Genomic DNA, 25,082 nt, shown 5'->3' with positions numbered 1-25,082 from the left:
GACGCCGGTGTCTCCCATTACCCGGGAGGCGCCGGCGTTTGTGTTTCACCCATTCCCAGACGTGTATTTGTTTTATTGTTGTTTCAACTTTACAGCGCTCGTTGACGCTTGATGACTAAGCGGAGTATTTTCGACTCCCCCATTTTCCGTGGAGTCGGGCACATGCTTCGTAGCGTCGCGCAGCGCGGTGGCCGTGTCGCGGTGGTCCTTGGCACGCTGATGTCCCTGGCGGGTTGCAGCAGCAGCGCTCCGGCTCCGGAGCAGCAGCCGCCGGCGGAAGACACCGCGACCACCCAGCAGTCGCTGCCGCACCGGGGCTGCGCCACCGTCGAGCCGTCCGCCGACGAGAAGCTGGAGATTGAGGCGGCGCTGGCCCACCGCGTGATGGCCAAGCGCGCGGTCCACTCCGTGAACGTGCCAGTCTACTTCCACGTCATCAACAAGGGCGCGGGCCTGGCCAACGGCGACATCCCGGACTCGCAGATCACCGCGCAGATGGACGTGCTGAACGCGGCGTACGCGAACACGCCGTTCTACTTCACGCTGGCGGGCACGGACCGGACCACGAACGCCGCCGCGTTCGACCTGGGCGAGGGCACCCAGGCGGAGAAGAAGATGAAGCGGCAGCTGCGTCAGGGAGGGCCGGAGGCGCTGAACATCTACACGGCCAACCTCCAGGACGGCCTGCTGGGCTGGGCGACCTTCCCCTCCAGCTACGCCAACAAGCCGAGGCTGGACGGCGTGGTCATGCTCTACACCAGCCTCCCCGGCGGCACCGCGGCCCCCTACAACGAGGGCGACACGGCCACGCACGAGGTCGGCCACTGGCTGGGCCTGTACCACACGTTCCAGGGCGGCTGCTCCGCCAAGGGTGACTCCGTCAGCGACACGCCCCCGGAGAAGTCGCCCGCGTTCGGCTGCCCCGTGGGCCGCGACACCTGCGCGGGTGGCGGCGTGGACCCCATCTACAACTTCATGGACTACACGGACGACAGCTGCATGAACGAGTTCACGCCGGGCCAGGTCGCCCTCGCGGACAGCCTGACGGCGCTGTACCGCTAGGCTCGTTCGTCCCGGCTGCTTCCGACGCCGGAGTCTCCCCGCGCCATGCGGGGGGCTCCGGCGTCTTCGTTTCCTTCGCCTGGGGAGTCTGGCGCCAGCCGGGCGTGGACAAGCAGGGCCCGCGCTGGCCACAGTGGGGGACCCCCTCCGCTGCCCGGAGGGGGCTCCAGGAGGATGTGGCGCCGTGAGAGACCTGTTGATGATTCCCGGGCCGGTGGACGTGGACGCGGAGGTGCTGCAGGCGCTGTCCGCGCCGGTGCCGGGGCACCTGGACGCGGGCTTCATCGCCACCTTCGGCCGGGCCCTGAAGCGCCTGCGGGAGGTGTCGCTGGCCCCCGGCGCGCAGCCCTTCGTCGTCTCCGGCAGCGGCACGCTGGCCATGGAGCTCGCCGTGGCCAACCTCATCGAGCCGGGCGACGCCGCGCTGGTGGTGAACACCGGCTACTTCAGCGACCGCATGGCCCACATCCTGGAGCGCCACGGCGCGAAGGTGACGCACGTGCGCGCGCCCCCGGGTGGCGCTCCGGACGCGGCCCAGGTGGACGCGGAGCTGCGCAAGGCCCGCTTCAAGCTGATGACCGTCACCCACGTGGACACGTCCACCGCGGTCCTGGCCCCCGTGGAGTCATTGGTGAAGGCCGCGCGCGAGCACGACGTCCTCGCCGTGGTGGACGGCGTGTGCGCCACCGCCGGCGAGGCCTTCCACCAGGACGCGTGGGGCGCGGACGTGTACCTCACCGCCAGCCAGAAGGCGGTGGGCGTGCCGCCGGGCCTGGCGCTCCTCACGGTGAGCCCCCGCGCGCTGGACGCGTGGCGGCGGCGCAAGGCGCCCGTGGCCAGCGTGTACTCGGACTGGGCGGAGTGGCTGCCGGTGATGGAGGCCTACGAGGCCGGCAAGCCCGCCTACTTCGCCACGCCGCCCACGTCGCTGGTGTGCGCGCTGGACGTGAGCCTGGGGCAGATCCTCGCGGAGGGCATGGAGGCCCGCTTCGAGCGCCACCGCCGCATGGCCCGCGCCTTCCGCGCCGCCTGGAGCGCGCTGGGCCTGCGCCTGGTGCCCACCTCCGAAGCCCTGGCCGCCAACACCCTGAGCGCCGTGTACTACCCGGACGGCGTGGACGCGTCGCTCGTGGGCCGCGTGAAGGCCCAGGGGGTGGCCATCGCCGGCGGCCTCCACCCCGAGCTGAAGACGCGCTACTTCCGCGTGGGCCACATGAACCGCGTCTCCGCCGCGGACGTGCTCGTCACCGTGGGCGCCATCGAAAGGGCCCTGCGCGCCTCCGGCCACCGCGCCAGCGCCTCCGGCACGGGCGTCTCCGCCGCCCAGGCCGCCCTCTCCGACTGACGCCTTTCACCCACTCACTTTCTCGTGATTCGAGAATTCTTCTGTCCCCACATTAGATTTGTGTACGTTCCCAGATAATTTCAGGTACTTCTGGGCTTACTTGAATTTCTTGTAGGTGCGGTAGAAATATGTGAATGGGCTGCACGGTGTGGGCGGGGCGAGTGCCCCGGCACCTGTGAGGGGGAAGGCCGCGCTGGCGGAAAGGACCCGAAGTCGGGGGGGGCCGGTTCCAGCGCTAGAAGGAGGAGGTCGGAATGGATCGCGGACCGGTCGTGGGTTCGACGCGGGTTGCGGGTGGTGCGGATGAGAGCGCGGCGTGGCACTTGCGGGAGCGGTGCCTGGCCGCCACGCCAGAGGATGGCGCTCGGGGGATGTTCTTCCAGGGAGTGGTGGGCGTGGTGGGCTTTCTCCAGGGAGAAGCGGCGGGGGCGCGCTGTCTGGAGGCGTCCGGCCTGGAGAACCTGAACGCCGCGGAGCTGTACCCGGTGACGCGCTTCCTGGCGATGGCGTCGGAGGCCACGCGGCTCCTGCGCCCGCAGCTGGGGGACTGGGCGCAGTCGCTGCGCTACATCGGGACGCAGGCCACGGTGGACTTCCTGGCCTCCATGTTCGGCCGGGAGCTGATGCAGGCGGCCCGCCGCAACCCGCGGCTGCTCCTGCAGCACCTGGCGGACGGCTACCGCACGGCGGTGAGCTACGGTGATCGCAGCGTGCTCTGGACGGGGGACCACAGCGCGCGCTTCGTGATGCGCCGGGACTTCATGCCCGCGCCCTACCACGAGGGCGTCCTGGTGGGCGCGCTGGAGGCCGTGGGCGCCACGGACATCCAGGTGCACGGGCGGCAGCTGTCCCTGCTCGACACCGAATACGACGTTTCCTGGTAGTTCTGGCTCACCCCACCTGAAGCGTGGGGTGGGCCGCGGGACGTTCACCAGCCAGCGCTCGGTGATGAACGTCCACCATTTCTCCCGCTGGCGTGACAGGCAGGGCCACTAGCATGCGCGCAACAGGCCCACCGCCGGAAGGACGCACCGTCCGGCCCACCCCAGGGGAGGAGTCACGCGAATGGATGCGGCACAAGGCTCCCGGCCCGTGGGGCGGTGGGCCCCGGGTTGGAGCCGGAGCGCCCCGCGAGGCCCTGTCCCACCCCGGGTGACGGCTGGAGCGTGGGCATGACGCCCATCCGGCTGTTGCTGGTGGAGGACAGCGCCAACGACGCGGCGCTGGTGACGGCGGAGCTGGAGCTTGCGGGCTATCTGCCGACGGCCCGGCGCGTGGAGACGCTCGACGGGCTGCGCGCGGCGCTGGCCACGGAGCCGTGGGACCTGGTGCTGTGCGACTACCGGCTGCCGCGCTTCACCGCGCTGGAGGCGCTGGGGGAGCTCCGCGCGCGGGAGCGGGACGTGCCGCTCATCGTCCTGTCCAGCCAGCTGAGCGAGGAGCAGGCCGTCACGCTGATGAAGGCGGGCGCGCGCGACTGCTTCTCCAAGGACCGGCTGGCCCGGCTGGGCCCGGCGGTGGCGCGCGAGCTGGAGGAGACGCGGGTGCGGCGCGAGCGCGCCCGCGCGGAGGAGGACCGCGACATCCTGGCGAAGGCCAGCGAGCTGCTCACCGCGTCCCTGGAGCAGGAGGCGCGCCTGGACCAGCTGGTGCAACTGGTGGTGCCCCGGGTGGCGGACTGGAGCGCCTTCTTCCTCCAGGACGCGGGCCGGGGGGCGCTCCGGCTGGTGGCGCTGGCGCACCCGGACCTGGAGCGGCGCGCGCAGGCGTGGAGGCTGGACCAGCGCTTCCCCTTGGATCCGCGGGCCGCCGCGGGCCCGTCCTGGGTCGTGCGCACCGGCCAGCCGGAGTTCGTGCCGGACGTGCGCGAGCGCCCCGAACCCATCACCCAGGACCCGGCGCACCAGCGCGCCATCGACGGGTTCGGGCTGCGCTCGGTGGTGAACGTGCCCCTTCCCGGCCGAGAGGGCGTGCTGGGCGTGCTGTCCGTGGGCACGCTGGGGGAGCGCACGCTGGGGCCGGTGGACCTGGCGCTGGCGCAGGAGCTGGCGCGCAGGACGGGGCTGGTCCTGGAGAACGCCCGGCTCTTCCAGGAGGCGCGCGAAGCGGTGCGCCTGCGCGACGAGTTCCTCACCGTGGCCGCGCACGAGCTGCGCACGCCGCTCACCACGCTGAGGCTCCAGCTGGGCACGCTGCTCCAGCGCTCGGACGCGCACCACCTGGAGCCGGACGTGGTGACGCGCCTGGAGCGCAGCGTGCGGCAGGTGCGCCGGCTGGGCACGCTGGTGGAGGGCCTGCTGGACGTGTCGCAGCTGTCGAGCGGCGAGCTGTCGCTGATGCCGGAGCGCTTCGACCTGGAGGAGCTGGTGGCGGAGGTGCTGGAGCGCCACCAGGCGGAGGCCCGGGCGGCCGGCTGCGAGCTGCGCCAGTCCGCGCGCCGCGGGCTCTGGGGGACATGGGACCGGCTGCGGGTGGACCAGGCGGTGGGGGCGTTGATATCCAACGCGCTCAAGTTCGGTCCGGGCCGGCCGGTGGAGGTGGACGTGGGGCGGGAAGGGGGCTTCGCGCGCATCCAGGTGCGCGACCGGGGCATCGGCGTGCCCGTGGATCAGGTCGAGCGCATCTTCGAGCGCTTCGGCCGCGCCGTCAGTTCGCATTCGTATGGAGGCCTGGGCCTGGGCCTGTACCTGGCGCGCCGCGCGGCGGAAGCGCACGGCGGCCGGGCCTGGGCGGAGCCGGGGACCGCAGAGGGCGCGCGCTTCACGCTGGAGCTGCCGCTGGAGAAGGAGACGCGCGAGTGAGCCGGCCGCTGTTGGTGGTGGATGACGACACGGACCTGCGGGAGGCGCTGGAGGAGGTCCTGCGCGACGCGGGCTACACCGTGCTGGGGGCGAGCAACGGCCTGCAGGCGCTGGAGGTGCTGCGGCGGCAGGAGCCGGCCCCCGCGCTGGTGCTGCTGGACATGATGATGCCGGTGATGGACGGCGCGACCTTCGGCCGCCAGATGCGGGAGGTGGACGGGTGGCGCGACATCCCGGTGCTCGTCTTCTCCGCGTCCGCCAACGCCCGCCAGGTGGCCGAGGAGATGGGCGCCTGCGGCTACCTGCGCAAGCCCGTGGACGTGGACACGCTGCTCAAGGCGGTGGCGGCCAACAAGGCGCCTGAAGCCTCCTGAGCCTGGCCGGGTGTCCTCGGGCGGCGGCTCACCGCGCACGCGCGTTGACGCTGCGCGCGAGGGGCTGATAAGCGACTCCTTAACAGCTTTCCAGCGAGGCCCGTCCGATGAACACCCACATGCTCGCCCAGCTCCTGGTCCAACTCATCGTCATCATCGGCGTGTCCCGGTTGATTGGCCGGGGGGCGCGGTGGTTGGGCCAACCCCTGGTCATCGCGGAGGTGGTGGCGGGCATCGCGCTGGGCCCGTCCCTGCTGGGGTGGTTGGCCCCGGACGCGATGCACTGGCTGTTCCCGGCGGACTCCATGCCATTCCTGAAGATGCTGGCCGAGGTGGGGCTGGTGCTCTTCATGTTCCTCATCGGCCTGGAGCTGGACCCCAAGCTCTTGAAGGGGCGGGGCCACGCGTCGGTGGTCATCAGCCACTCGAGCATCATCGTGCCCTTCGGGCTGGGGGCGGTGGCGGGGGCGCTGTGGCTGTACCGGACGCTGTCGGACCCGTCCGTGCCGTTCTCGTCGTTCGTGCTGTTCATGGGCGTGTCCATGAGCATCACGGCCTTCCCGGTGCTGGCGCGCATCCTCACGGAGCGCGGGCTGCTCCAGTCGAAGCTGGGGGCCATCGCCATCGCGTGCGCGGCGGTGGACGACGTGACGGCGTGGTGTCTGCTGGCGTTCGTGGTGTCGCTGGTGCGCGCGTCGAACCTGGCGCAGGCGGGGCTCACCACGGTGTTCGCGCTGCTCTACATCGCGTTCATGCTGGTGCTGGTGCGGCCGTTCCTGGCCCGGCTGGGCGCGCGCGTGGCCAGCCGTGAGGGCCTGACGCAGAACGTGGTGGCGGGCACGCTGCTGCTGCTGCTCGCGTCCGCGTGGACCACGGAGCGCATCGGCATCCACGCGCTGTTCGGCGCGTTCCTCTTCGGCGCGGTGATTCCGAAGGAGGGCGGGCTGGCCGCGGCGCTGGTGGAGAAGCTGGAGGACGTGGCGGTGGTGCTGCTGTTGCCGGTGTTCTTCGCCTTCAGCGGCCTGCGCACGCAGGTGGGCCTGCTGGACAGCGTGCAGGCGTGGATGACGTGCGGGGCCATCATCCTGCTGGCGTGCCTGGGCAAGTTCGGCGGCAGCGCGGTGGCGGCGCGGGTGACGGGCCTGCGGTGGCGGGAGGCGGGCGCCATCGGCATCCTGATGAACACGCGCGGGCTGATGGAGCTCATCGTGCTCAACCTGGGCCTGGACCTGGGCGTCATCTCCCCCACGCTCTTCACGATGATGGTCATCATGGCGCTGGTGACCACCTTCATCACCACGCCGCTGCTGCGCTGGATGTATCCGCCGGAGGAGCTGGCGCGCGACCAGGTGGCGCCGGCGCCGGACGTGGCGCTGGCCTCGGCGTCGTACACGGTGCTGCTGTGCGTGTCGCACGGGCAGGCCGGGCCGGGCATGGCGGTGCTGTCGCGCGCGCTGTCGGGCGAGCGCAACGAGGCGAACCTCTACGCGCTGCACCTCCTGTCGCCGGACCGGGTGCTGCGCACGCGCGGGGACGAGCCCGCGGACCTCACCGGCGGCGCGCTGGCGCCGCTGATGGGCCGGGCGGAGAAGCTGGGGCTGTCGGTGCGCACGCTGTCGTTCGTGTCGTCGGAGCCGGCGCGGGACATCTGCCGCACGGCGCAGGCCAAGCGCGCGGACCTGGTGTTGCTGGGCTGGCACAAGCCGCTCTTCAGTCAGACGGTGCTGGGCGGCACGGTGCACGAGGTGATGCAGGAGGCCGGCGGCACGGTGGCGGTCCTGGTGGACCGGGGCCTGTCGCAGGTGCGGCGGGTGCTGGTGCCCTTCGTGGGCAGCCGGCACGACCGGGCGGCGCTGGGGCTGGCGCGGCGCCTGTTCAAGCAGGCGGGGGCGGAGGTGACGGTGCTGCACGTGACGTCGCCGGAGGGCGGCGGCGCGGGGCGGGCGCAGGTGGACGAGCTGTTCCCCTCCGAGGAGAGCGCCGCCGTGAAGTTCAAGGTGGTGCGGCACGCCTCTCCGGAAGAGGCGGCGCTGGAAGAGGCGAAGGCGGGGTACGACCTCGTGGTGGTGGGCCTGGGGGCCGAATGGGGCCTGGAAGACCGGTTGTTTGGCGTGCAACGCGAGCGCATCGTGCGCGACGCGCCCGCGTCGCTGCTCCTCGTGAGGCATCCCGAGGGCTCGACGGTGCTGGCGGCGACTCCGGAGAAGGCCCAGGCGCCGCGGGGCGAGGCATCGGACGTGACTCAGCCGCTCGGCGCGCGGAGCTGAGCGCCGTGCACCTGGGAGCCACACTGCGCCTCTTGCGCGTCGACGCGGGCCTGTCCCTGCGCGACCTGGCGCGTCGCATTGGCGTGTCGAGCGCGTACCTGAGCCGGGTGGAGAACGGCGTGGACGCGCCGCCCACGCAGGAGCGGCTGACGGCCATCGCCCGGGAGCTGGACGTACCCCCGGCGCTGCTGATGGACGTGGCCAACCGGGTGAGCCCGTACGTCGCGGGCTACCTGGAGGACGTGCCCGCCGCGGGGACGCTGCTGTTGGACATCGCGCGACGGAAGCTCACCGGCGCGCAGCTGGCGCGCGTGCGGGCCTTCCTGGACGCGGAGTTCCCCCTGCGCGAGGTGCGCGGCGACGAACCCGTGCCGCCCCTGGGACCGCTGCTGTGCGCGGAGCGGGTGGTGGTGCAGCTGAGTTGCGGGGACTACGAGGACGCGCTCGACGTGGCGGCTGGCCGGCTGGCGTCGGCGTTGCCAGGGGTGGACGCGGCGGCGCTCGCGGAGGGCCTGCGGCAGCGCGAGGGCGAGGCCCCCTCCCAGGTGGGCAACGGCGTGGCGGTGCCTCACGCGTTCGTGGCCGGCGCGGCCCCGGTGGCGGCGCTGGTGACGCTGGCCCGGCCCCTGAAAGTGGACGCCCCGGACGGCCAGCCCCTGCGGCTGGTGGTGGCGCTGGTGGACGGCCACGTGGGCCGCGCCAGGCTGATGCGGCTGGCGCACGTGGCCCGGCTCGCGGGGCGCGGGCTGGCGGACCGGCTCCACGGCGCGGAGGAGCCCCAACGGGTGCTGGAGACGCTGGAGGAGCTGGAAGCGCTGCGCTGAGATGCTGGAAGAGCCTCGGCGCGAGTGCTGGAAGAGCCTCAGCGCAAGTGCTGGAGGCGCCTCGGCGCGCGAGGGCCGGAGGAGCCTTGGCGCGTGAGGGCTGGAGGCGCCTCGGAGCGAGAGTGCTGGAGGCGCCTCGGCGCGAGAGTGCTGGAGGCGCCTCGGCGCGAGAGAGCCGGAGGAGCCTCGGCGCGTGAGTGCTGGAAGAGCCTCGGCGCGAGGGCCGGAGGCGCCTCGGAGCGAGAGTGCTGGAGGCGCCTCGGCGCGAGTGCTGGGAGAGCCTCAGCGCGAGTGCTGGAGGCGCCAGACGCGCCGCGCTGGGCGGCTGGAGGACCGCCCCAGCGGGTGCCGGATCCGCTGGTGGGGCCCCAGCGGGTGCCCGAGCTCCTGGAGGATCCAGAAGCGCCGCGCCGGGCGGAACACAGGTCGCGCCCGGGCGGGAGTCAGGCGGTGGTGGCTCAGCGCCCCGGGGGTACCCAGTGCTCCCAGAGCCCGATGTCTCGGTAGCCCAGGTTCCGGTAGACGTGCAGGCCCGCCGGGGTGGACTGGAGCACCGTCGCGGTGCACCCGCGCCCGCGCGCCCCGGAGATGAGCCCGCGCATCACCGCGGACGCCAGCCCCAGGCCCCGCGCCTCCGGATGGGTGGCCACCAGATACACGCCCGCCGTGTCCGCCACGTCCACCGCCAGCCCGCAGGACAGGGCCCTGCCGGCCTCGCGCGCCACCACCGTGTGCACCGGCAGCCGGGGGGGCCGCTGCCACACGGAGAGGATGTCCCGCCACTCCGGGCCGTAGGCCTGGACGTTGATCTCCACCAGGTCGTCCAGGCCGTCCGCGGACTCCACCGGCACCCCGGGCTCCGCGTCTGGCAGCTCCTGCAGCCAGGCGCCCATGGCCACCACGGTGAAGTCCGGACGGTAGCCCGCGGCGCCCAGCACCCGCGTCGCGTCCCGCTGCCCTGGCGTCAGGGTGACGCGCCAGCGCGACAGGCCCAGGCCCCGGTAGAAGTCCGTGATGGCGGGCAGCGCCTGGGCCAGCGCGTCCTCGTGGGCGAAGAGGACCTGCTGGAAGTGCGCGTCCTGGTAGGCCGGCAGCGCGAACGCGTCCACGCCGGGGAGCCGCAGGTGGCGCAGCGAGTCGCGCTCGGCCTGCAGGCGCTTGAAGGTGATGAGGTTGGTGTGCAATCGCGAGGTGAGTTCGGCATCCGTCATGCGGGCCGGCAGCCTAGACGCGGGGGCGACAGCCAAAGAACAGCCTCGGAGGAAAGGGCGCGCGTACCGGACGCCAGGGGGTTAGGTTTCCACCCCACGCCTGCTTATGACCCCGCGCTTCTTTTCGTTCGATCCGCGTCCCACCCGAATCGCCCTCTTCCTGGGCGCGTGCCTCCTGGCGGTCCTCACCGCCTGGGCCCTGGCGGACTTCCGGGGCGGCGGGGGGCTGGTCGCCATGGCGCGGGCCGGCATCAGCGCCGGCCTGATGCTGACCTTCCTGGTGTCCCGCCACCGCCTCCGCCCTCGCGCGGAGTGGGGCGTCACCCTGGACAGCACGGGCGTGCGAGTGGCCCGGCCCTTCAGCGGTCAGCCGCTGGAGCTGCACTGGGGACAGATTGATTCCGTCCGCCGGGTCGGCCGCAAGGGGAGCGTGCTGGGCCTGTTCCTCAAGGAAGAGGGAAGGGTGCTCGTCACACGACATCTTTTCGCCCGCAAGGCTGTTTATGAAGAGTTGATCGCGGCGCTGGAGGACCGCCTCCCGCCCTCGCGTTTCGACGCCTGATTCTTGAATCTTTCCGCAGCCTTGCGCGGGCTCCCGGACCTTGTTCGGGATGCCCGGTGGTGGTAGGCACAACAGGCTCAGCCCTGTCGCAACGGCAGCCTTTCCCAAGGACACGCTTCACATGGAAAAGACCCCCGCTACCGGCGCCGCGCTGGCCGCGCCGCCCGCCGAGTATGGGACGGACAGCATCACCAAGCTCGAAGGGCTGGAGGCCGTCCGCAAGCGCCCTGGCATGTACATCGGCGACACGATGACCTACGGCCTGCACAAGCTGGTCTACGAGGTCGTCGACAACTCGGTGGACGAGGCCCTGGCCGGCCACTGCACGGACATCGACGTCATCATCCACGTGGACGGCTCGCTCAGCGTCCAGGACAACGGCCGCGGTATCCCCGTGGGCCCGCACCCCGACCCCAAGTTCAAGGGCAAGGACACGCTGGAGGTCGTGCTCACGGAGCTGCACGCCGGCAGCAAGTTCGGCAACGGCGCGTACAAGGTGTCCGGCGGCCTGCACGGCGTGGGCGTCACGTGCGTGAACTTCCTGTCGGAGTGGTTCAAGGTCCGCGTCCAGCGCGCCGGCAAGGTCTACGAGCAGTCGTACGCGCGCGGCGTCGCCAACGGGTCTCCGCAGGAGGTGGGCGTCACCGACAAGCCCGGGACGTTGATCCACTTCAAGCCGGACACCCAGGTGATGGAGACGGTGGACTTCAACTTCGAGACGCTCAGCCAGCGCCTGCGCGAGCTGGCGTTCCTCAACGCGGGCCTGCACATCACCATCCGCGACGAGCGCACCCAGAAGGAGCACGACTTCAAGTTCGACGGCGGCATCTCCTCCTTCGTGGAGTACCTCAACAAGGCGAAGGAAGCGCTGCACGACAAGCCCGTCTACATCAAGTCGGAGCGCGAGGGCGTGTCGCTGGAGATCGCCATGCAGTGGAACGATGGCTACGACGAGCGCATCTTCACCTTCGCCAACAACATCAACACCCACGAGGGTGGCAGCCACCTGTCCGGCTTCAAGGCCGCGCTCACGCGCACGCTCAACAGCTACGCGGAGAAGGGCGGCCTCTGGAAGGACCTGAAGGAGACGCCCACCGGCGAGGACGCGCGCGAAGGCCTGTCCGCGGTCATCTCCGTGAAGCTCTCCAACCCCCAGTTCGAGGGCCAGACGAAGACGAAGCTGGGCAACAGCGAGGTGAAGGGCCTGGTCGAGCAGATGGTGAACGACCAGCTCGCCACCTTCCTGGAGGAGAACCCGCCGCTCGCGAAGAAGGTCGTCGTGAAGATTGGCGACGCGTGCCGCGCGCGCATCGCGGCCCGCAAGGCCCGTGAGACGGTGCGCCGCAAGGGCGTGCTCGACGGCGGCGGTCTGCCCGGCAAGCTCGCGGACTGCCAGAGCCGCGACCCGCATGAGAGCGAGCTGTACATCGTGGAGGGCGACTCCGCAGGTGGCTCCGCCAAGCAGGGCCGGGACCGGCGCAACCAGGCCATCCTCCCCTTGCGCGGGAAGATCCTGAACGTGGAGAAGGCGCGCTTCGAGAAGATGCTGACCAGCGCCGAAATCGTCACGCTCATCACCGCGCTGGGCACGGGCATCGGGGCGGAGGACTACGACCCGGAGAAGGCGCGCTACCACCGCATCATCCTGATGACGGACGCGGACGTGGACGGCAGCCACATCCGCACGCTGCTGCTCACGTTCTTCTACCGGCAGATGCGCGAGCTCATCGACCGGGGCTACGTCTACATCGCGCAGCCGCCGCTCTACAAAGTCACGCGCAACAAGAAGGACAGCTACGTCAAGGACGAGCGCGCGCTCAATGAGTACCTGCTGCGCATCGCCGCGGAGCACTGCCGGGTGAAGACGCCCGCCGGTGAGCTGGGCGGCGCGGAGTTCAAGGCGCTCCTGGAGAAGGTCATCACCTACGAGGAGCGGCTGGAGAAGCAGGCCAAGCGCCGCGACGCGCGCATCGTGGACGCGCTGGTGCAGGCGACGAACCTGCGCGCGGCGTCGCTGGTGGACGACTCGGCGGTGGAGGTGGAGCTGACGGCGATGCGCGAGTACTGCCAGCGGCGCATGCCGGAGGTGGTGGGCCGGCTGGCCACGCGGCTGGAGCAGGACGCGGAGAACCAGGCCCGGCGGCTGGTCGTCACCACGGACGTGAACGGCTCCATGCGCGAGTCCGTCTTCGACCACGCGTACCTGTCGTCGCCGGAGTACCTGGAGCTCGTCTCCCTGCGGGAGGCCTTTCACTCGCTGGGCCGGGCGCCCTACCGCGTGCAGGTGGACGCGGGCGAGGTGACGGCGTTCTCCGTGCAGGAGGTGCTGGCCGCGGTCCGCAAGGACGCGCAGAAGGGCCTGGGCCTGCAGCGCTACAAGGGTCTGGGAGAGATGAACCCGGAGCAGCTCTGGGAGACCACCATGAACCCCACCACGCGCACGCTGCTCCAGGTGCGGGTGGAGGACGCGGTGGAGAGCGACGACATCTTCTCGCTGCTGATGGGCGAGGCGGTGGAGCCCCGCCGCGAGTTCATCGAGCGCAACGCGCTGGACGTGCAGAACCTGGACATCTGAGGTCCACCGCGCGCCCCTGAAGTCCCACGCCGGGCCCCGGGTCAAAGACCCGTGGGCCCGGTGCCGTTTTCCGGCTCCGCGCCCACGTGCCCTTCCCATCCTTGTCGAGCCGGGCCGCGCGAGCGGCGGCCCCCGTGAGCCCTTACGGAAGGAACCTGGAGACCCCCGCCCAGCGCCACGAGCTGCCCGCGCGCATGTTCAGCAAGGCGGTGACGCCGATGACGCCCGCCAGGGTGAAGAGGTTCACGACGCCGCCCACGTCCAGCGCCTGCATCGTCCGCGCGGCCTTCTCCGGTGTGCGCACCGTGGGCTTCAGCCCCGTCTCCACGGGGACGGCGCCCTCGGGGGCCTGCTTCGCCAGGGAGGCCCCACCGAGGATGTTGGCCGCGCCCAGCGCCACGGTGGCGCCCAGCAGCAGGTCCTTGGCGAGCACCAGCCGGCGCGTGGTGCCGTCAATCTCCCGGCCCGTCAGCCGCGAGCGGCCCACCAGCCAGGTGAGGGCCGCCACCCCCACCGACGCCGCGTTGATGACGTTGAAGCCGTTCCAGGCGGCGTTCACCACCCGGCCCCGCTCCTCCTGCGAGCCCACCCCCCGCACCGCGGGGTTGAGGGCCAGCTTCCCGAAGAGCGAGCCACCGAACCCGGCCGCGAGCCCCAGGTTGTGCAGCACCAGGCCGGTGGACGACAGCACAGGCGTCATGGACGGACTCCGTGAAGAAGAAGTGGATGTCCGTGAGGGTAGCCACTGCCCATGCCCGCGGGAGCAGCGCGTCAGGGTGACGCCCGGTGTGGGGCGGGGGCTCGCCTGCCCGTCAGTCCTCCGGAGGGAGTCTGGGAGGCCCGGCCGCCGCCGCGCGGGCGTCTACCGTTCGGAGCTTCGGGCGCCGCGCAGCGCCTCCGCGCGCTCCTTGCGGGACATGTTCGTCACGTCGACGATGTCGAAGTCGAGCGCGCCCTGGTTGTCCCCCAGGTGCAGGTCCGGGAAGACGCAGCGCAGGTCGTTCACGCCCGTCACCTGGTAGCGCTTGCCCGTCTCGAACAGGCGGTGCGTGCTGCGCACGGACTCCGCCTTGGGGCCCTTCTCCACGCACAGCACCGTGTGCACGCGGCCCAGGGCGCCGGGCCGCACCTCGGCGAAGTCGTCGCGCACGGTGAAGAGGTAGGTGGACTTGGGGTTGAGGCCGCGCAGCAGCATCTGGTGCCGCGGCTTCACCTGGAGGGCGTTCTTCTCCGGCTCGAACAGCACCGAGCGCGGCGGGATGTACGCGGACTGCCGCAGGTGCACGCGGATGGCGCCGCGGTTGTCCTCGGGGCCGGTGTCATCCAGCGCGAAGAAGTGGAGCTTCTTCGCGCCCTTGATGGTGCGAGGGGAGCTGTTGATGAAGCCCACAGCGGCGTCGGCCGCGACGTCCCCTTCCGCGTAGTAGACGAGCGTGCCGGACGTGGTGCCGTCGCCGTCCGCCAGCGCCGCGCTGCCGTCGGTCCACACCGAATAGGCGGCCCCGGGCGACACGTCGATGGTGGCCGTCGGGTACTCCGACAGCGGCAGCGCGTTGTACATGGGCCGCAGCACCAGCAGGCGCGTGGGGTAGTCCACGATCCGCATCGCGTGGTCCGCGTCGCTCTCCGCCGGCTCCGTCCCGGCGCCCGCGTCGCCCTGCGCCTCGGCGCTCGCGACGGCGGCGCTGCCGCCGTCGTCCTGGGGCCCGGCGGTGCCCGCGTCGTCCCCGGGCACGCCCGCGGCGGCGACGGCGGCGCTCCCCGAGTCCGCGGCCGGCGCTCCGGCGTCGACGGCGGTGGTGGGGATCTCCGACGCCATCTGGGTGGTGCCGGGCGCCACCTCCAGCTCCGCCTTGAGGTGCACCTCTGGCTGGTTGGGCGTGAAGCGCCGCGTCCAGGCGCGGTAGCCCGGCTTGGTGATGACGATGGTATGGGACGTCTTCTGCTCCGCGCCGATGACGCGGCTGGGCGTGTTCCCCACGGGCCGGCCGTTGACGACGATGGAGGCCCCTTCCGGCTTGGAGGTGAGCCACAGGACGACGGGCTCTCCCTCGCCCTCGACGACCTCCGGCGGGGACAGGAAGTGCACCAGCAGGCCGATCAGCACGACCACGGCGGTGACGCTGAACACGACCATGCTCAGCAGGCGCACCTGCTTCAGGCGCTTGCGCTCGCGCTCGGCGGCCTCGGCGGCCAGCTTGTCGCGGGCGTCGTCCGCGGAGGTGCGCGCCCGGGGGGCCTCGCGCTCCGGCGGCGCTGGCGGCTCCGGCGCGACGGCTGTCTCCACCGGCGTGTCACGCGGGGCCGCGAACGTGGGCAGCGCCCGCGGCATCGCCGTGGGCTCCGTCCCGGAGTCGGTGTCCGGCTCCGGGGGCAGCTCGGGGGGCAGGGGGCGCTTGCCGGTGCCGGTGGTCTCCCGGGTACCGCCCGCCGTCACCCGGCGCACGCCGGTGGTGCTGCGGCGCACCGTGGTGGCCTGGTTGGAGCTGGAAGTGGAGGAGCGGCGCGCGCCGCCTTCGCTCGCGGGGCGCTGGCCGGCATCGCTGCCAGGGGCGCGCACGCCGGGGCTGGACGGGCGGGAGACGCCGGGGCTGGACGGACGGGTCACGCCAGGGCTGGAGGGGCGGACCACGCCGGGGCTGGAGGGGCGGCCGTTGCTGGAAGGCAGGCGCGCGCGGCCCTGGGACGGCTCCGACGACGGCGTCTGCCACGCGGCCAGCTGATCCTTGAAGGTGGGCGGCAGCTCCACCTTGCGTCCCTCGCCAGCCAGCTCCTCCGCGAAGAGGTACGTCATGAGCTGGCTCAGCATCGTGGGCGTGAAGCGCGGCGTGTCGCGGTAGAGCATCTCCACCAGCGACTCGCTCAGGTCCTTCGCCGTCTGGTAGCGCGCCTCGCGGTCCACCGCCATCGCGTGCGCGACGATGCTCTCCAGGTCCTCGCCAATGGACGGGTTGATGGCGGACGGCGGCAGGCAGTCGCCCTGGATGATGCGGGGCAGCACCGTGACGAACTCGCCCTCGAAGGGGCGCCGGCCGCACAGCATCTCGTAGAGGACGATGCCCGCGGCGTACACGTCCGTGCGCGCGTCCAGGTCCTGCCGCCCCTGGGCCTGCTCCGGGGAGAAGTACGGGTACTTGCCCTTGAGCGTGCCCGGCGACGTCTTGGCCTCCACCGCGCTCGTGGCCTTGGCGATGCCGAAGTCGATGACCTTGACCTCGCCCTCGTAGGAGATGAGGACGTTGTCGGGGGACACGTCGCGGTGGACCAGGCCCAGCGTCTGGCCGTCCTCGCCCACGTGGCGGTGCGCGTAGTCCAGGCCCTCGCACAGCTTGCTGGCGATGTGCAGCGCCAGCGGCTGGGGCAGGAAGCCCACCCCGGCGCGCGCCGCGCGGCGCAGCACCTTCGACAGGGGCTGGCCATGCACCAGCTCCATGGCGATGAAGTACTGCCCCTCCACCTCACCGAAGTCGAAGATCTGCGCGATGTTGCCGTGCGTGAGGCCGGCCGCGACGCGCGCTTCGCTGATGAACATCTCCACGAAGTCGTGGTCGTCCACGAAGTGCGGGAGGATCTGCTTGATGACGCATGGCTTGGTGACGCCAGCGGCACCCGTGAGGCGTGCGCGGTACGTGACGGCCATGCCCCCAGCGGCAATCTTGGAGACGAGGACGTACTTGCCGAATTGCTGGGGACTGGGTTCTGCCACGGGCGGGGAGGCGTGCCGGTAAAGGGGAAAGCCCGAGCATACTCGCCTTCCATCGAAAGTCCCGGACGCGCTCGCATGGCATGCGAAGATTTCGCTCCGGGTGCTGTCCCGGTGTGGCAGGCAGCCTGGTGGGTCAGGAAGACCCTCGGAATGGACACGACGCCCAGGGTCTCGGCGCGGCGGGTGTGAGGGGGACTGCTGGGGCGGTTCACACTTCTTCACGCGGGTTCGTGACGTGCGTACGGGGGGCGGCGTTATCACCTGCGCCATTCCGGGCCTCGGGCCGTGGGATGGGGGTGGTGGAAGGCCGCTCCCAGGGAAGCGAGACGACGGCCATGGGGCATGGGCGCCCGGTGTGGAGTGCGCGGGCCACCTTCGCGGTGGTGCTGGGGCTGGTGCTGGCCTCGGGGGCCGCGTGGGCGCAGGACGGGGACGGGTGGCCGTCCGCGTTCGACCTGCTGGCGAGCGGTCCCGAGCTGGGCGGCGGTGACGTGCCCCGCGCCGCGCCGCCGCGCCGGGGCGCGAACGCCTCCGGGGTGCCGCCGGAGGTGATGGCCCGGGTGCTGACGGAGGAGGGGCCACGGCCGGTGCCCATGGCGTCCGCGGCGGAGTCCGGTCCGGTGGTGGCGCCGGACGCGGAGACGGACGACGCGCCGGGGCCCGCGGGGCGCCGCGTGTCGGCTCCCCGGACGCGGCTGGTGGAGGACGCGCCGAGGCCGCCGTTCAAGGCGGTGCCGGTGGTGGTGGCGGTGGTGCCCGGGTTGGTGCTGCACGGGCTGGGGGCGTGGACGGCGGGGGATGGTCAGACGGCGCGGGGCCTCTTCGTGGCGGAGGCCACGGGGCTGGGGTTGCTGGCGGCGGGGGTGGTGCCCCTGGCGCTGACGGGCGCGTCGCGCAGGACGGTGGGGCCGCTGTACGCGGTGGCGCTGACGGGCGCGGGGGTGTTCTCGCTGTCGATGCTGGCGAACCTGTACGCGGTCATCTCCCCCGCGTTCGACCCCGGGCAGGTGCCGGACACGCTGCCGCCGTTGGAGTTCGACCTGGGCTACCAGTACGTGCACGACGTGTCGGCGGACTACCGGAACTTCTTCGCGCTGGGCGCGGTGGCGCGGCTGTCGGCGGTGCGGCTGGAGGCGTCCGCGCGGCTGGCGCCGGACGATGGCAACACGCTGATCCGCGCGGGCGCGGCGTACCGGCTGTGGGGCGCGCCGGAGCGGACGCCGGGGCTGGGGGATGGGACCGCGCTGGAGGTGGAGGGCTTCGCGACGTACCACCGCTACCCGACGGAGGGCTTCACGCTGGGCGGCGGGGAGGTGGCGCTCCGGGGCCGCTACGCGATGGAGCGCTTCGGTCCCAGGTTCATGGGCTCGTTCGTGGAGGGGAGCGTGGGCCTGTCGCTCCAGGGCTACAGCTATCCGGGGCGCGTGGACGACGACAACCTGTACGGGCAGCTGCTCTACACGTTCGGCTATGGCGTGTGGCTGGGGCGCGGCGGGCCGCTGAAGGGCGAGGCGGTGCTCTTCTACGACCACCGCAAGGACGGGCTGGTGGGCGGCATGCGCGGCCGGGGCGGCGGCGTGGTGGGCTCGTTCGGCGCGAGGGGCCGCGTGCTGCTGACGGAGCGCTGGGGCGTGGCGGCGGAGGCGCAGGTGGGCGGCGCGCTGATGGGGCGGGTGTCGTTGTTGTACGCGGTGGGAGGTGACACGTGAGCGGCGGGGTTCGTGCGCTGGGCGCGGTGGGACTGGCGGCGGCGCTGCTGTCTTCGGGCTGCATGCGGCCCGGCGAGGACCGCGCGGTGCGAGACACGCGCGTGGGCCAGGCCGAGGGCGACGCGCTGACGGTGGAGGTGGAGGGCGGGCTCGCGTCGGTGCGGACGCTGGCGTCGGGGACGCTGGAGCTGTGGGGACAGGCGCCGGTGTTCACGGTGCGCGTCAACGCGGGCGCGCAGGCGCGCGCGGACTGGCTGTTCACGGTGCACAACGCGATGCCGGGTGCGCTGCTGGAGGCGGTGGACGCGTCGGGCACGCCCCTGGCGGTGGTGGCCCTGCCGGACGCGCACCCCACGGTGAAGGCGTGGCGGGTGGCGCTCGCGCCGGGGACGTCCGCCCGGCTGACGGTGGCGCCGCCGGACTGGGACACGCGCGAGCCGTTCCGCTTCGCCGCGCTGGCGGACGTGCAGGAGGCGCTGTCGAAGGTGGGGGACATCTACGCGCGGCTGAACGAGGACCCCACGCTGCGCTTCATCTTCTTCGCGGGCGACCTGACGGAGTACGGGACGCGGGAGCAGCTGGAGGAGTTCCAGCAGCGGCTGGAGGCGGACTCGCGCATCCCGCTGTACGCCACGCTGGGCAACCACGAGACCTTCACCGACGACGCGCGCGAGTACCAGCGGCTGGTGGGGCGGGGCAGCCAGCACTTCGTCTTCCGGGGCGTGCACTTCAGCCTGGTGGACTCCGGCAGCAGCACGGTGGATCCGCTGGCGGAGGAGGCGCTGGACGGGTGGCTGGAGGAGGCGCGCGACGCGGTGCACGTGGTGGCGATGCACATCCCGCCCCTGGATCCGATCGGCGTCCGGGGCGGCGGCTTCGCCGTGCGCAACGAGGCGGCGGGGCTGGTGGGGAAGATGGCGAGAGCGGGCGTGGACCTGACGCTCTACGGCCACATCCACTCCTACTATTCGTTCTCCAACGCGGGCATCCCGGCGTTCATCTCCGGAGGGGGCGGGGCGATCCCGGAGCGCTTCGACGGGGTGGGCCGGCACTTCCTGGCGGTGGACGTGGATCCATCGGTGGGGGTGCGCGAGGTGGGGCTGGTGCGGGTGGATTGATCCGCGCGGGTCTTGACGATGCAGGCGGGGCCGACTTTCCGGCCCGCGCGAGGACCCCCTTGAAAGACCACTGAACATCTGGGCAGATAGGCGGCCTCAACGCCTTGTGAGGAGGCCTGCCCATGTTCGATTCCCCCGAGAACGATTCCATCTCCCCCGCGCTGCGCGCGCTGCTCGAGCTGTTCGCCACGGACCTGGCGGACGTGAAGTTCCCGGACGTGGACACGGCGGTGCTGGGAGAGGCCGCCGCGCATGTGCGGGAGAAGGCGGAGGCGGTGGCCCGGGCGCAGGCGGCGCTGGACGCGGCGAGGCAGGCGCTGAACGAGAGCCAGGAGTCGCTGCTCCAGAAGGGCCAGCGGGCGCTGGCGTACGCGAAGGTGTTCGCGGAGGACGACGCGGAGCTGGGCGGGAAGCTGGAGGCCATCCACCTGCCGCGTCCGGTGCGCAAGTCGGGGCCGTCCGCGGTGGAGCCCCTGGGCGCGACGGCGGGCAACGACGACAACGCCCCGCGCCGCCGTGGCCGTCCCCCCAAGCTGCGCCCGGTGGCCTCGCTCTTCACGGAGGGCGGCAACACCTCGGACGCCGCGCAGGAAGAGGCGTCCGCGGGCTTCCCGTCCTAGGCCCGCAAGAAGAAGACCGCGTGCCCCCGGTACGGCGACCGGGAGCACGCGGTCCGCGCTCTCCGAGTGGCTAGTCCTTCGGGAGCGCTGTCGAACGTCTCGAACACGACGGGGCCGCATATAGCGACGCCACGTGTCGCGAAGGTTCAGTTGCCGTGACACTTCGCCCCCGGCCGAGTCTTGATGGGGTCACGAACCGCGGGCGTCCCGCAGTCCACGCGGCAGGTGCGTCAGGGCTCCGTCGGAAAGCAGGGCCGTGGGCGCTCCCCGACGCCGCGTCTGCGACAACAGGATGATCAGCAGCGCCGAATACACGACCGCGAACGGCCGGAAGAGCAGCACCCGCCGGGTCAGCTCCGCACCCAGGACCGTGTCCGAGACGACCATGCCGATGAGCGCCACCGCGGCCACGCCCACCATGCCCCCGCGGGAGCGCCCCTCCAGCGCGCAGCGGATCACCGGCCACGCGAGCAGGTAGTTCGCGCGCCACGCCAGCGGTGACAGGAGCGTCACGCCCAGGCAGCAGAACGCGAGCAGCTCCACGGGGCCGGGTCGCGCCCACAGGAGCGCCGCGACGAACAGCCCCAGCGCCACCGCCTGCGCCAGCGTCATCGCGCCCGCGGGGGGCAGCGACTCCGCGGGCAGCGCCAGCGACAGCAGCAGCGTGGGCAGGCCCTGGGGGTTGTGCCCCAGCGCCCACGGGGGCGTGGTGCGGGCCAGGATGTCCGTCCAGTCACGCACCTGTGACACGGTGCCCGCCCACCCGTAGCGGCCCAGCGTGGGGAGGACCAGGAGGACGCCGAGGAGGGCGGTGGTCCCCACCACGCGCCAGTGCCTGCGCGCCAGGAAGAACAGGCCCAGCAGCGCGGCCGGAGGCTTGAGCAGGCACGCGACGGCGAAGGCGGCGCCCGGGCCCCACGCGCGGCCGCGCTCCGCGCCCACGGCGGCGAAGACCAGCAGCCCCAGCAGCACGGCGTCCACCTGGCCGTAGAAGATCTCGAAGGAGAACGCGGGCAGCAGGGCGGCGGTGGCCAGCACGGGCGCCCAGGGCCACGGCGCGGCCTCTCCGGGCGCGGGCGCGGCGCGGCGGGTGAGCACGGACACGGCGGCCAGCGCGAGCACGGAGCCCAGGTTCCACAGCGCCACGGCGGCGCGCGGGGGCAGGGCGGTGAAGGGCAGGAAGAGGGGCGCGGTGACGGGCGCGTACTTGAACGGCATGGTGCCGTCCTCGGCGCGGTAGAGGTCGGAGCCCTCGCGGAAGCGCTCGGCGGCGGTGAGGTAGACGCGGAAGTCCGCGCCGCGCCGGGGGTGCTGTCCCACGGCCACGGCCGCCACGGCGAGCACCGCCAACAGGGCCCACTCCACCTTCCGGGACGCGCGGTGGAGCGGCAGGTCAGCGGTGCTCATTCACGGTCAGCGGGTGCGGGGTGGGGCGCGCACCATTCCACGCGGGGGCGCCCCGCCGCAATCACAGGCCGTAGGCTTCGAGCAGCCGCAGCCACACCTCGCTCATGGTGGGGTACGACGGCACCGCGTGCCAGAGCGTGTCCAGCGGCACCTCGCCCGCGACGGCGACGGTGGCCGCGTGGAGCATCTCCCCCACGCCCGGGCCGGTGAACGTGGCGCCCACGATGACCCGGCGCTTCTCGTCCACCACCAGCTTCGCGGTGCCCTTGAAGTCCTCGCCCATCACGGCCGTGCCGGCCACGTCCCCCAGCTCGTACTGCACCGTCTTCACCGGCACGCCCTCCTTGCGGGCCTTCTCCTCGGTGAGGCCCACGCTGGCCACCTGCGGGTGCGTGAAGACGACCTGCGGCGTGGCCCGGGTGTCCGCCCACGTCTTCGCGGGCTTGCCCAGGAGGATGTCGCCCACCTGTCGCGCCTGGTACTTGCCCATGTGCGTGAGCATGTTGCGGCCGTTCACGTCGCCGCAGGCGTACAGCCAGTCGCCGTCCACGCCCTTCGCGCGCAGCTGCTCATCCACTTCGATGGTCGCGCCGGGCTTGAGGCCCACCGTCTCCACGCCCAGGTCGTCCGTGCGCGCGGTGCGGCCCATGGCCACGAGCAGCGCGTCCGCGCGCAGCGTGTCGCCGCCCGTCAGCGTCACGGTGAACTCGCCCTTCTCGCCGGAGCGCTGCACCTTGGTCGCCTGCGTCTCCAGCAGCACGCGCACGCCGGAGTCGCGCAGCGCCTGCGCCACCTGCTCGCCCACGAAGGGCTCGAAGCGCTTGAGCAGCCGGGGCCCGCGCTGCACCAGCGTCACCTCCGAGCCCAGCTCGCGCCACGCCTGCGCCAGCTCCACCGCCTCCACGCCACCGCCCAGCACCACCAGCCGGCCCGGGACCGCCTTGGCGCCGGTGCCCTCGCGGTTGTCCCAGGGCTTGGACTCCCTCAGGCCCGCGGTCTCCGGCAGGCGCGGCTTGCTGCCCGTGGCGACCACGACGGCCCGCTTCGCCTCCAGCTCGCGCACCTTCCCGTCCTTGCCCGTCACGCTCACCTTGCGCGGGCCGGTGAGCCGGCCATGGCCGCGCATCACGTGGAGCTTCGCCCCCTCCGCCCACTTCACCTGGGACTTGTCGTCGTAGCCGGACACCATCTTGTCGCGGTGCTTGAGCACCGCCTCCGCCTTGAGCGGGCCCTGGATGAGCTCGCGCAAGCCGGGCGTGTGCTGTGCCATCCACAGCGTCTCGCTGGGGTGCAGCAGCGCCTTGCTGGGCATGCAGGCCCAGTAGGAACACTCGCCGCCCACGAGCTCGTGCTCCACCAGCGCGACCTTCAAGCCCCCCGCCGCGGCACGCGCACCCGCGTTCTCCCCCGTAGGACCTGCCCCGATCACCACCACGTCGAAAGTCTCGGCCATGAAGCCTCCCGCCTCCTGCTTGGTCACGGAAGGGCCCGCCGCCAATCGCACTGGCCGCCCGAGTCGGCTGGTGGAAAGAGCGGCTGGTCACAAGAGGACAGCCCCCGCTGTCAGGGCCCGGAGGCCCCCGCCGTCGGGGCACGGCCGGATGCGTGGGGTGTCGAGCGTCCGGACGAGCGGTCCGCGCGGAGAACGCGCGGCGGGAGGTGTGCCATGGGACGTGTCGCCAAGGGTGTCTCGGTTCGCTCCGCGCGGTCGCGCGTCTAGCCTCACCGGCAGTGTCCCATCCCCGCCCGAAGGCGGCGCCATCTGGAGCGCCGCCGTGGAAGCGTGGGGACAGCCTGTCGTGAATCGCTGACGGCGTGTCCGCGCGGCGGCTCCCGCGTGCACATCCCGGCCAGGTCCCGGCTCCTCGCGAGCACGTGGACGCGGCCGACAGGAATCCGTCTTCGCTCATGTCCTCATCCAGGCATCGCCGTTCCCGCGCGCCGTCCCGGCGTTCGGGCTCCTCGCTGTTCCACTCCGAAGCGCCCTCCGCGCGTCACCTGCGCGTCCAATCCACCCTCTCCGAAGAAGTCTCCCTGCTCTTCCGTGGCGAGCTGTCCGACCCACGGCTCGAAGGCGTCGCGCTCACGTCGTTCGAGCTGTCCCCCGAAGGCCGCATCGCGCGCATCGGCTACACGCTGTCGCACGATGCCGCCGCACCCGCCGACGTGAAGGAGGCGCTGCTCCGCGCGGAGGGCTACCTGCGCTCGCGGCTCGCGCAGCACCTGAACCTCAAGCGCACCCCGCACCTGCGCTTCGTGCTCATGGGCACCGCCCCGCGCATGGAGCCCGAGCCCGAGGACGGGGACGGGGATGGGGGTGACGCATGATGCCCCGCATCCTCGAAGCCCCACCGGGCGCCGTGCCCCTCCTCGCCTGGGCCCGCGCGGTTCCCCTGGCGGCGCTGAAGCAGCTCCAGCGGCTCGCCGCGCAGCCCTACGTCACGGAGCACGTGGCGGTGATGCCGGACGTGCACCTGGCGTCGGGCGTGGCGGTGGGCACCGTCTTCGCCACGCAAGCCCACGTCGTCCCCGGCGCGTTGGGCAATGACCTGGGCTGCGGCGTGAGCGCGCACCGCTTCGCCTTCCCCGCCGCGTCGCTGTCGCGCGCGGACCTGGAGCGGCTGCTCTCCCAGCTCTCCCGGGTCATCCCGGTGGGGGACGCGGTGCACCGGGGCCGGGGCCTGCCACCACCGCCCGGACTGGAAGCCCCGCCGCTGTCCACCCAGAAGCTCGTCCATGTCTGGGAGCGGCTGGCCCCGCGACACCTGGGCACGCTCGGGGGCGGCAACCACTTCCTGGAGCTGGACCGGGACGGGGCGGGCGACCTCTGGCTGCTCATCCACTCCGGATCGCGGGGCGTGGGGGCCGCCGTGGGCGAGCACCACCAGCGCGTGGCGGAGGCGCTCGGCGAGGGCACTCCGCCCGCCCTTCACACCGACACCGAGGCGGGCCAGGCCTGCGTGAACGACATGGAGTGGGCCTGCCGCTTCGCCCGCGCCAACCGGGACGCGCTCGCCGCCCGGGCGCTGGCCGTGCTGGGGGACCTGCTGGGCGTGTCCCCGGACACGGAGAGCACCGTGGACGTGCACCACAACCACGTCGCCTCCGAGCCGCACTTCGGCCGGGTGCTCTGGGTGCACCGCAAAGGAGCGGTGGGGCTGGACGCGGGGGCCCGGGGGCTCATCCCCGGCTCCATGGGCACGGCCTCCTCCCTCGTCGAGGGCCGGGGCGAACCGCGCGCCTTCCGCTCCTGCTCGCATGGCGCGGGCCGGGTGCTCACCCGCACCGAGGCGCGGACCCGCATCCGCCCGGAGGCGCTGGTCCACGCCCTGCGTCGCGTGGTCTTCGACCCGGGCCGGACCCGGGCCCTGGTGGAGGAGGCCCCCACCGCCTACCGGGACCTCACCGAGGTGCTGGAGGACCAGGCGGACCTCGTGACGCCCCGCGTCCGGCTCACGCCCCTGGCCGTGCTGAAGGGCTGAGGGGTGGGGCCTGTCGGGT

The 25,082-nt window shown here is 72.4% G+C and carries 19 protein-coding genes; 14 read left to right on the top strand and 5 right to left on the bottom strand.

Features of this window, described 5'->3' with window-relative positions; translation table 11 throughout:
• Nucleotides 1–162 precede the first annotated feature (162 nt).
• The 7 genes from FOF48_RS27905 (at nucleotide 163) to FOF48_RS27875 (ending at nucleotide 8,673) form a co-directional block, all read left to right on the top strand.
• Nucleotides 163–1,062 (top strand): zinc metalloprotease, encoded by a 900-nt coding sequence (locus FOF48_RS27905; protein ID WP_143906386.1) that lies wholly within the window; start codon nucleotides 163–165, stop codon nucleotides 1,060–1,062.
• Nucleotides 1,063–1,246: 184 nt separating this feature from the next.
• Complete coding sequence (locus FOF48_RS27900) at nucleotides 1,247–2,407, top strand: alanine--glyoxylate aminotransferase family protein (protein ID WP_143906384.1); 1,161 nt, start codon at nucleotides 1,247–1,249, stop codon at nucleotides 2,405–2,407.
• A gap of 254 nt (nucleotides 2,408–2,661) precedes the next feature.
• Nucleotides 2,662–3,291, top strand: coding sequence for a TIGR02265 family protein (locus FOF48_RS27895; protein ID WP_143906382.1), 630 nt, complete (start codon nucleotides 2,662–2,664; stop codon nucleotides 3,289–3,291).
• Nucleotides 3,292–3,579: 288 nt separating this feature from the next.
• Nucleotides 3,580–5,208 carry an ATP-binding protein gene (locus tag FOF48_RS27890; RefSeq protein ID WP_143906380.1) on the top strand — a complete coding sequence of 543 codons (1,629 nt, stop codon included), beginning with the start codon at nucleotides 3,580–3,582 and terminating at the stop codon, nucleotides 5,206–5,208.
• A complete protein-coding gene (locus FOF48_RS27885; RefSeq protein WP_143906378.1) occupies nucleotides 5,205–5,582 on the top strand; it encodes a response regulator in 378 nt (125 codons plus the stop codon). The genes FOF48_RS27890 and FOF48_RS27885 overlap by 4 nt, the downstream gene beginning before the upstream one ends.
• A 107-nt stretch (nucleotides 5,583–5,689) precedes the next feature.
• A complete protein-coding gene (locus FOF48_RS27880; RefSeq protein ID WP_143906376.1) occupies nucleotides 5,690–7,849 on the top strand; it encodes a cation:proton antiporter in 2,160 nt (719 codons plus the stop codon).
• A 5-nt stretch (nucleotides 7,850–7,854) separates the two neighbouring features.
• A complete protein-coding gene (locus FOF48_RS27875) occupies nucleotides 7,855–8,673 on the top strand; it encodes a helix-turn-helix domain-containing protein (RefSeq protein ID WP_143906374.1) in 819 nt (272 codons plus the stop codon).
• Between the two features lie 458 nt (nucleotides 8,674–9,131).
• Here FOF48_RS27875 and FOF48_RS27870 read toward each other — a convergent pair whose 3' ends face one another.
• Nucleotides 9,132–9,884, bottom strand: a complete 753-nt coding sequence (locus FOF48_RS27870) for a GNAT family N-acetyltransferase (protein ID WP_143906372.1) — start codon at nucleotides 9,882–9,884, stop codon at nucleotides 9,132–9,134.
• A 106-nt stretch (nucleotides 9,885–9,990) separates the two neighbouring features.
• On the opposite strand from FOF48_RS27870, the gene FOF48_RS27865 reads away from it, so the two are divergent.
• On the top strand, nucleotides 9,991–10,446 hold the full coding sequence (locus FOF48_RS27865) for a hypothetical protein (RefSeq protein WP_143906370.1): 456 nt from the start codon (nucleotides 9,991–9,993) through the stop codon (nucleotides 10,444–10,446).
• Between the two features lie 121 nt (nucleotides 10,447–10,567).
• Complete coding sequence (gene gyrB / locus FOF48_RS27860) at nucleotides 10,568–13,021, top strand: DNA topoisomerase (ATP-hydrolyzing) subunit B (protein ID WP_143906368.1); 2,454 nt, start codon at nucleotides 10,568–10,570, stop codon at nucleotides 13,019–13,021.
• 142 nt (nucleotides 13,022–13,163) lie between these two features.
• Here the strand turns inward: gyrB and FOF48_RS27855 are convergent, their stop codons facing one another.
• Nucleotides 13,164–13,721: a hypothetical protein gene (locus tag FOF48_RS27855; RefSeq protein WP_143906366.1), complete on the bottom strand. Its 558-nt coding sequence runs from the start codon at nucleotides 13,719–13,721 to the stop codon at nucleotides 13,164–13,166.
• A gap of 162 nt (nucleotides 13,722–13,883) precedes the next feature.
• On the bottom strand, nucleotides 13,884–16,727 hold the full coding sequence (locus FOF48_RS27850) for a serine/threonine-protein kinase (RefSeq protein ID WP_143906364.1): 2,844 nt from the start codon (nucleotides 16,725–16,727) through the stop codon (nucleotides 13,884–13,886).
• Between the two features lie 299 nt (nucleotides 16,728–17,026).
• On the opposite strand from FOF48_RS27850, the gene FOF48_RS27845 reads away from it, so the two are divergent.
• The 3 genes from FOF48_RS27845 to FOF48_RS27835 all read left to right on the top strand — a co-directional run bounded on the left by FOF48_RS27845 (nucleotide 17,027) and on the right by FOF48_RS27835 (nucleotide 20,174).
• Entirely contained in the window at nucleotides 17,027–18,436 is a 1,410-nt protein-coding gene (locus tag FOF48_RS27845; RefSeq protein ID WP_255442750.1) for a hypothetical protein, read from the top strand.
• Complete coding sequence (locus tag FOF48_RS27840) at nucleotides 18,433–19,554, top strand: metallophosphoesterase (RefSeq protein ID WP_255442749.1); 1,122 nt, start codon at nucleotides 18,433–18,435, stop codon at nucleotides 19,552–19,554. Before FOF48_RS27845 ends, FOF48_RS27840 begins: the two co-directional genes overlap by 4 nt.
• 122 nt (nucleotides 19,555–19,676) lie before the next feature.
• Nucleotides 19,677–20,174 carry a hypothetical protein gene (locus tag FOF48_RS27835; RefSeq protein WP_143906362.1) on the top strand — a complete coding sequence of 166 codons (498 nt, stop codon included), beginning with the start codon at nucleotides 19,677–19,679 and terminating at the stop codon, nucleotides 20,172–20,174.
• A gap of 189 nt (nucleotides 20,175–20,363) precedes the next feature.
• Here FOF48_RS27835 and FOF48_RS27830 read toward each other — a convergent pair whose 3' ends face one another.
• Nucleotides 20,364–21,581: a glycosyltransferase family 87 protein gene (locus tag FOF48_RS27830; RefSeq protein WP_186002099.1), complete on the bottom strand. Its 1,218-nt coding sequence runs from the start codon at nucleotides 21,579–21,581 to the stop codon at nucleotides 20,364–20,366.
• Between the two features lie 61 nt (nucleotides 21,582–21,642).
• A complete protein-coding gene (locus tag FOF48_RS27825; protein WP_143906360.1) occupies nucleotides 21,643–23,034 on the bottom strand; it encodes an NAD(P)/FAD-dependent oxidoreductase in 1,392 nt (463 codons plus the stop codon).
• A gap of 455 nt (nucleotides 23,035–23,489) precedes the next feature.
• On the opposite strand from FOF48_RS27825, the gene FOF48_RS27820 reads away from it, so the two are divergent.
• Both FOF48_RS27820 and FOF48_RS27815 read left to right on the top strand, forming a co-directional pair.
• The gene (locus FOF48_RS27820) at nucleotides 23,490–23,909 is read left to right on the top strand and encodes a ribosome-binding factor A (RefSeq protein WP_143906358.1); all 420 of its coding nucleotides are present in this window, start codon (nucleotides 23,490–23,492) and stop codon (nucleotides 23,907–23,909) included.
• Nucleotides 23,906–25,063, top strand: a complete 1,158-nt coding sequence (locus FOF48_RS27815; RefSeq protein WP_143906356.1) for an RtcB family protein — start codon at nucleotides 23,906–23,908, stop codon at nucleotides 25,061–25,063. The genes FOF48_RS27820 and FOF48_RS27815 overlap by 4 nt, the downstream gene beginning before the upstream one ends.
• Nucleotides 25,064–25,082 lie beyond the last annotated feature (19 nt).

The sequence above is a fragment of the Corallococcus sp. Z5C101001 genome (genome assembly GCF_007352635.1).
Lineage (GTDB): Bacteria > Myxococcota > Myxococcia > Myxococcales > Myxococcaceae > Corallococcus > Corallococcus silvisoli.
Note: the sequence above shows the minus strand (reverse complement) of the source record. Positions and strands in the feature narration are given on the sequence as shown.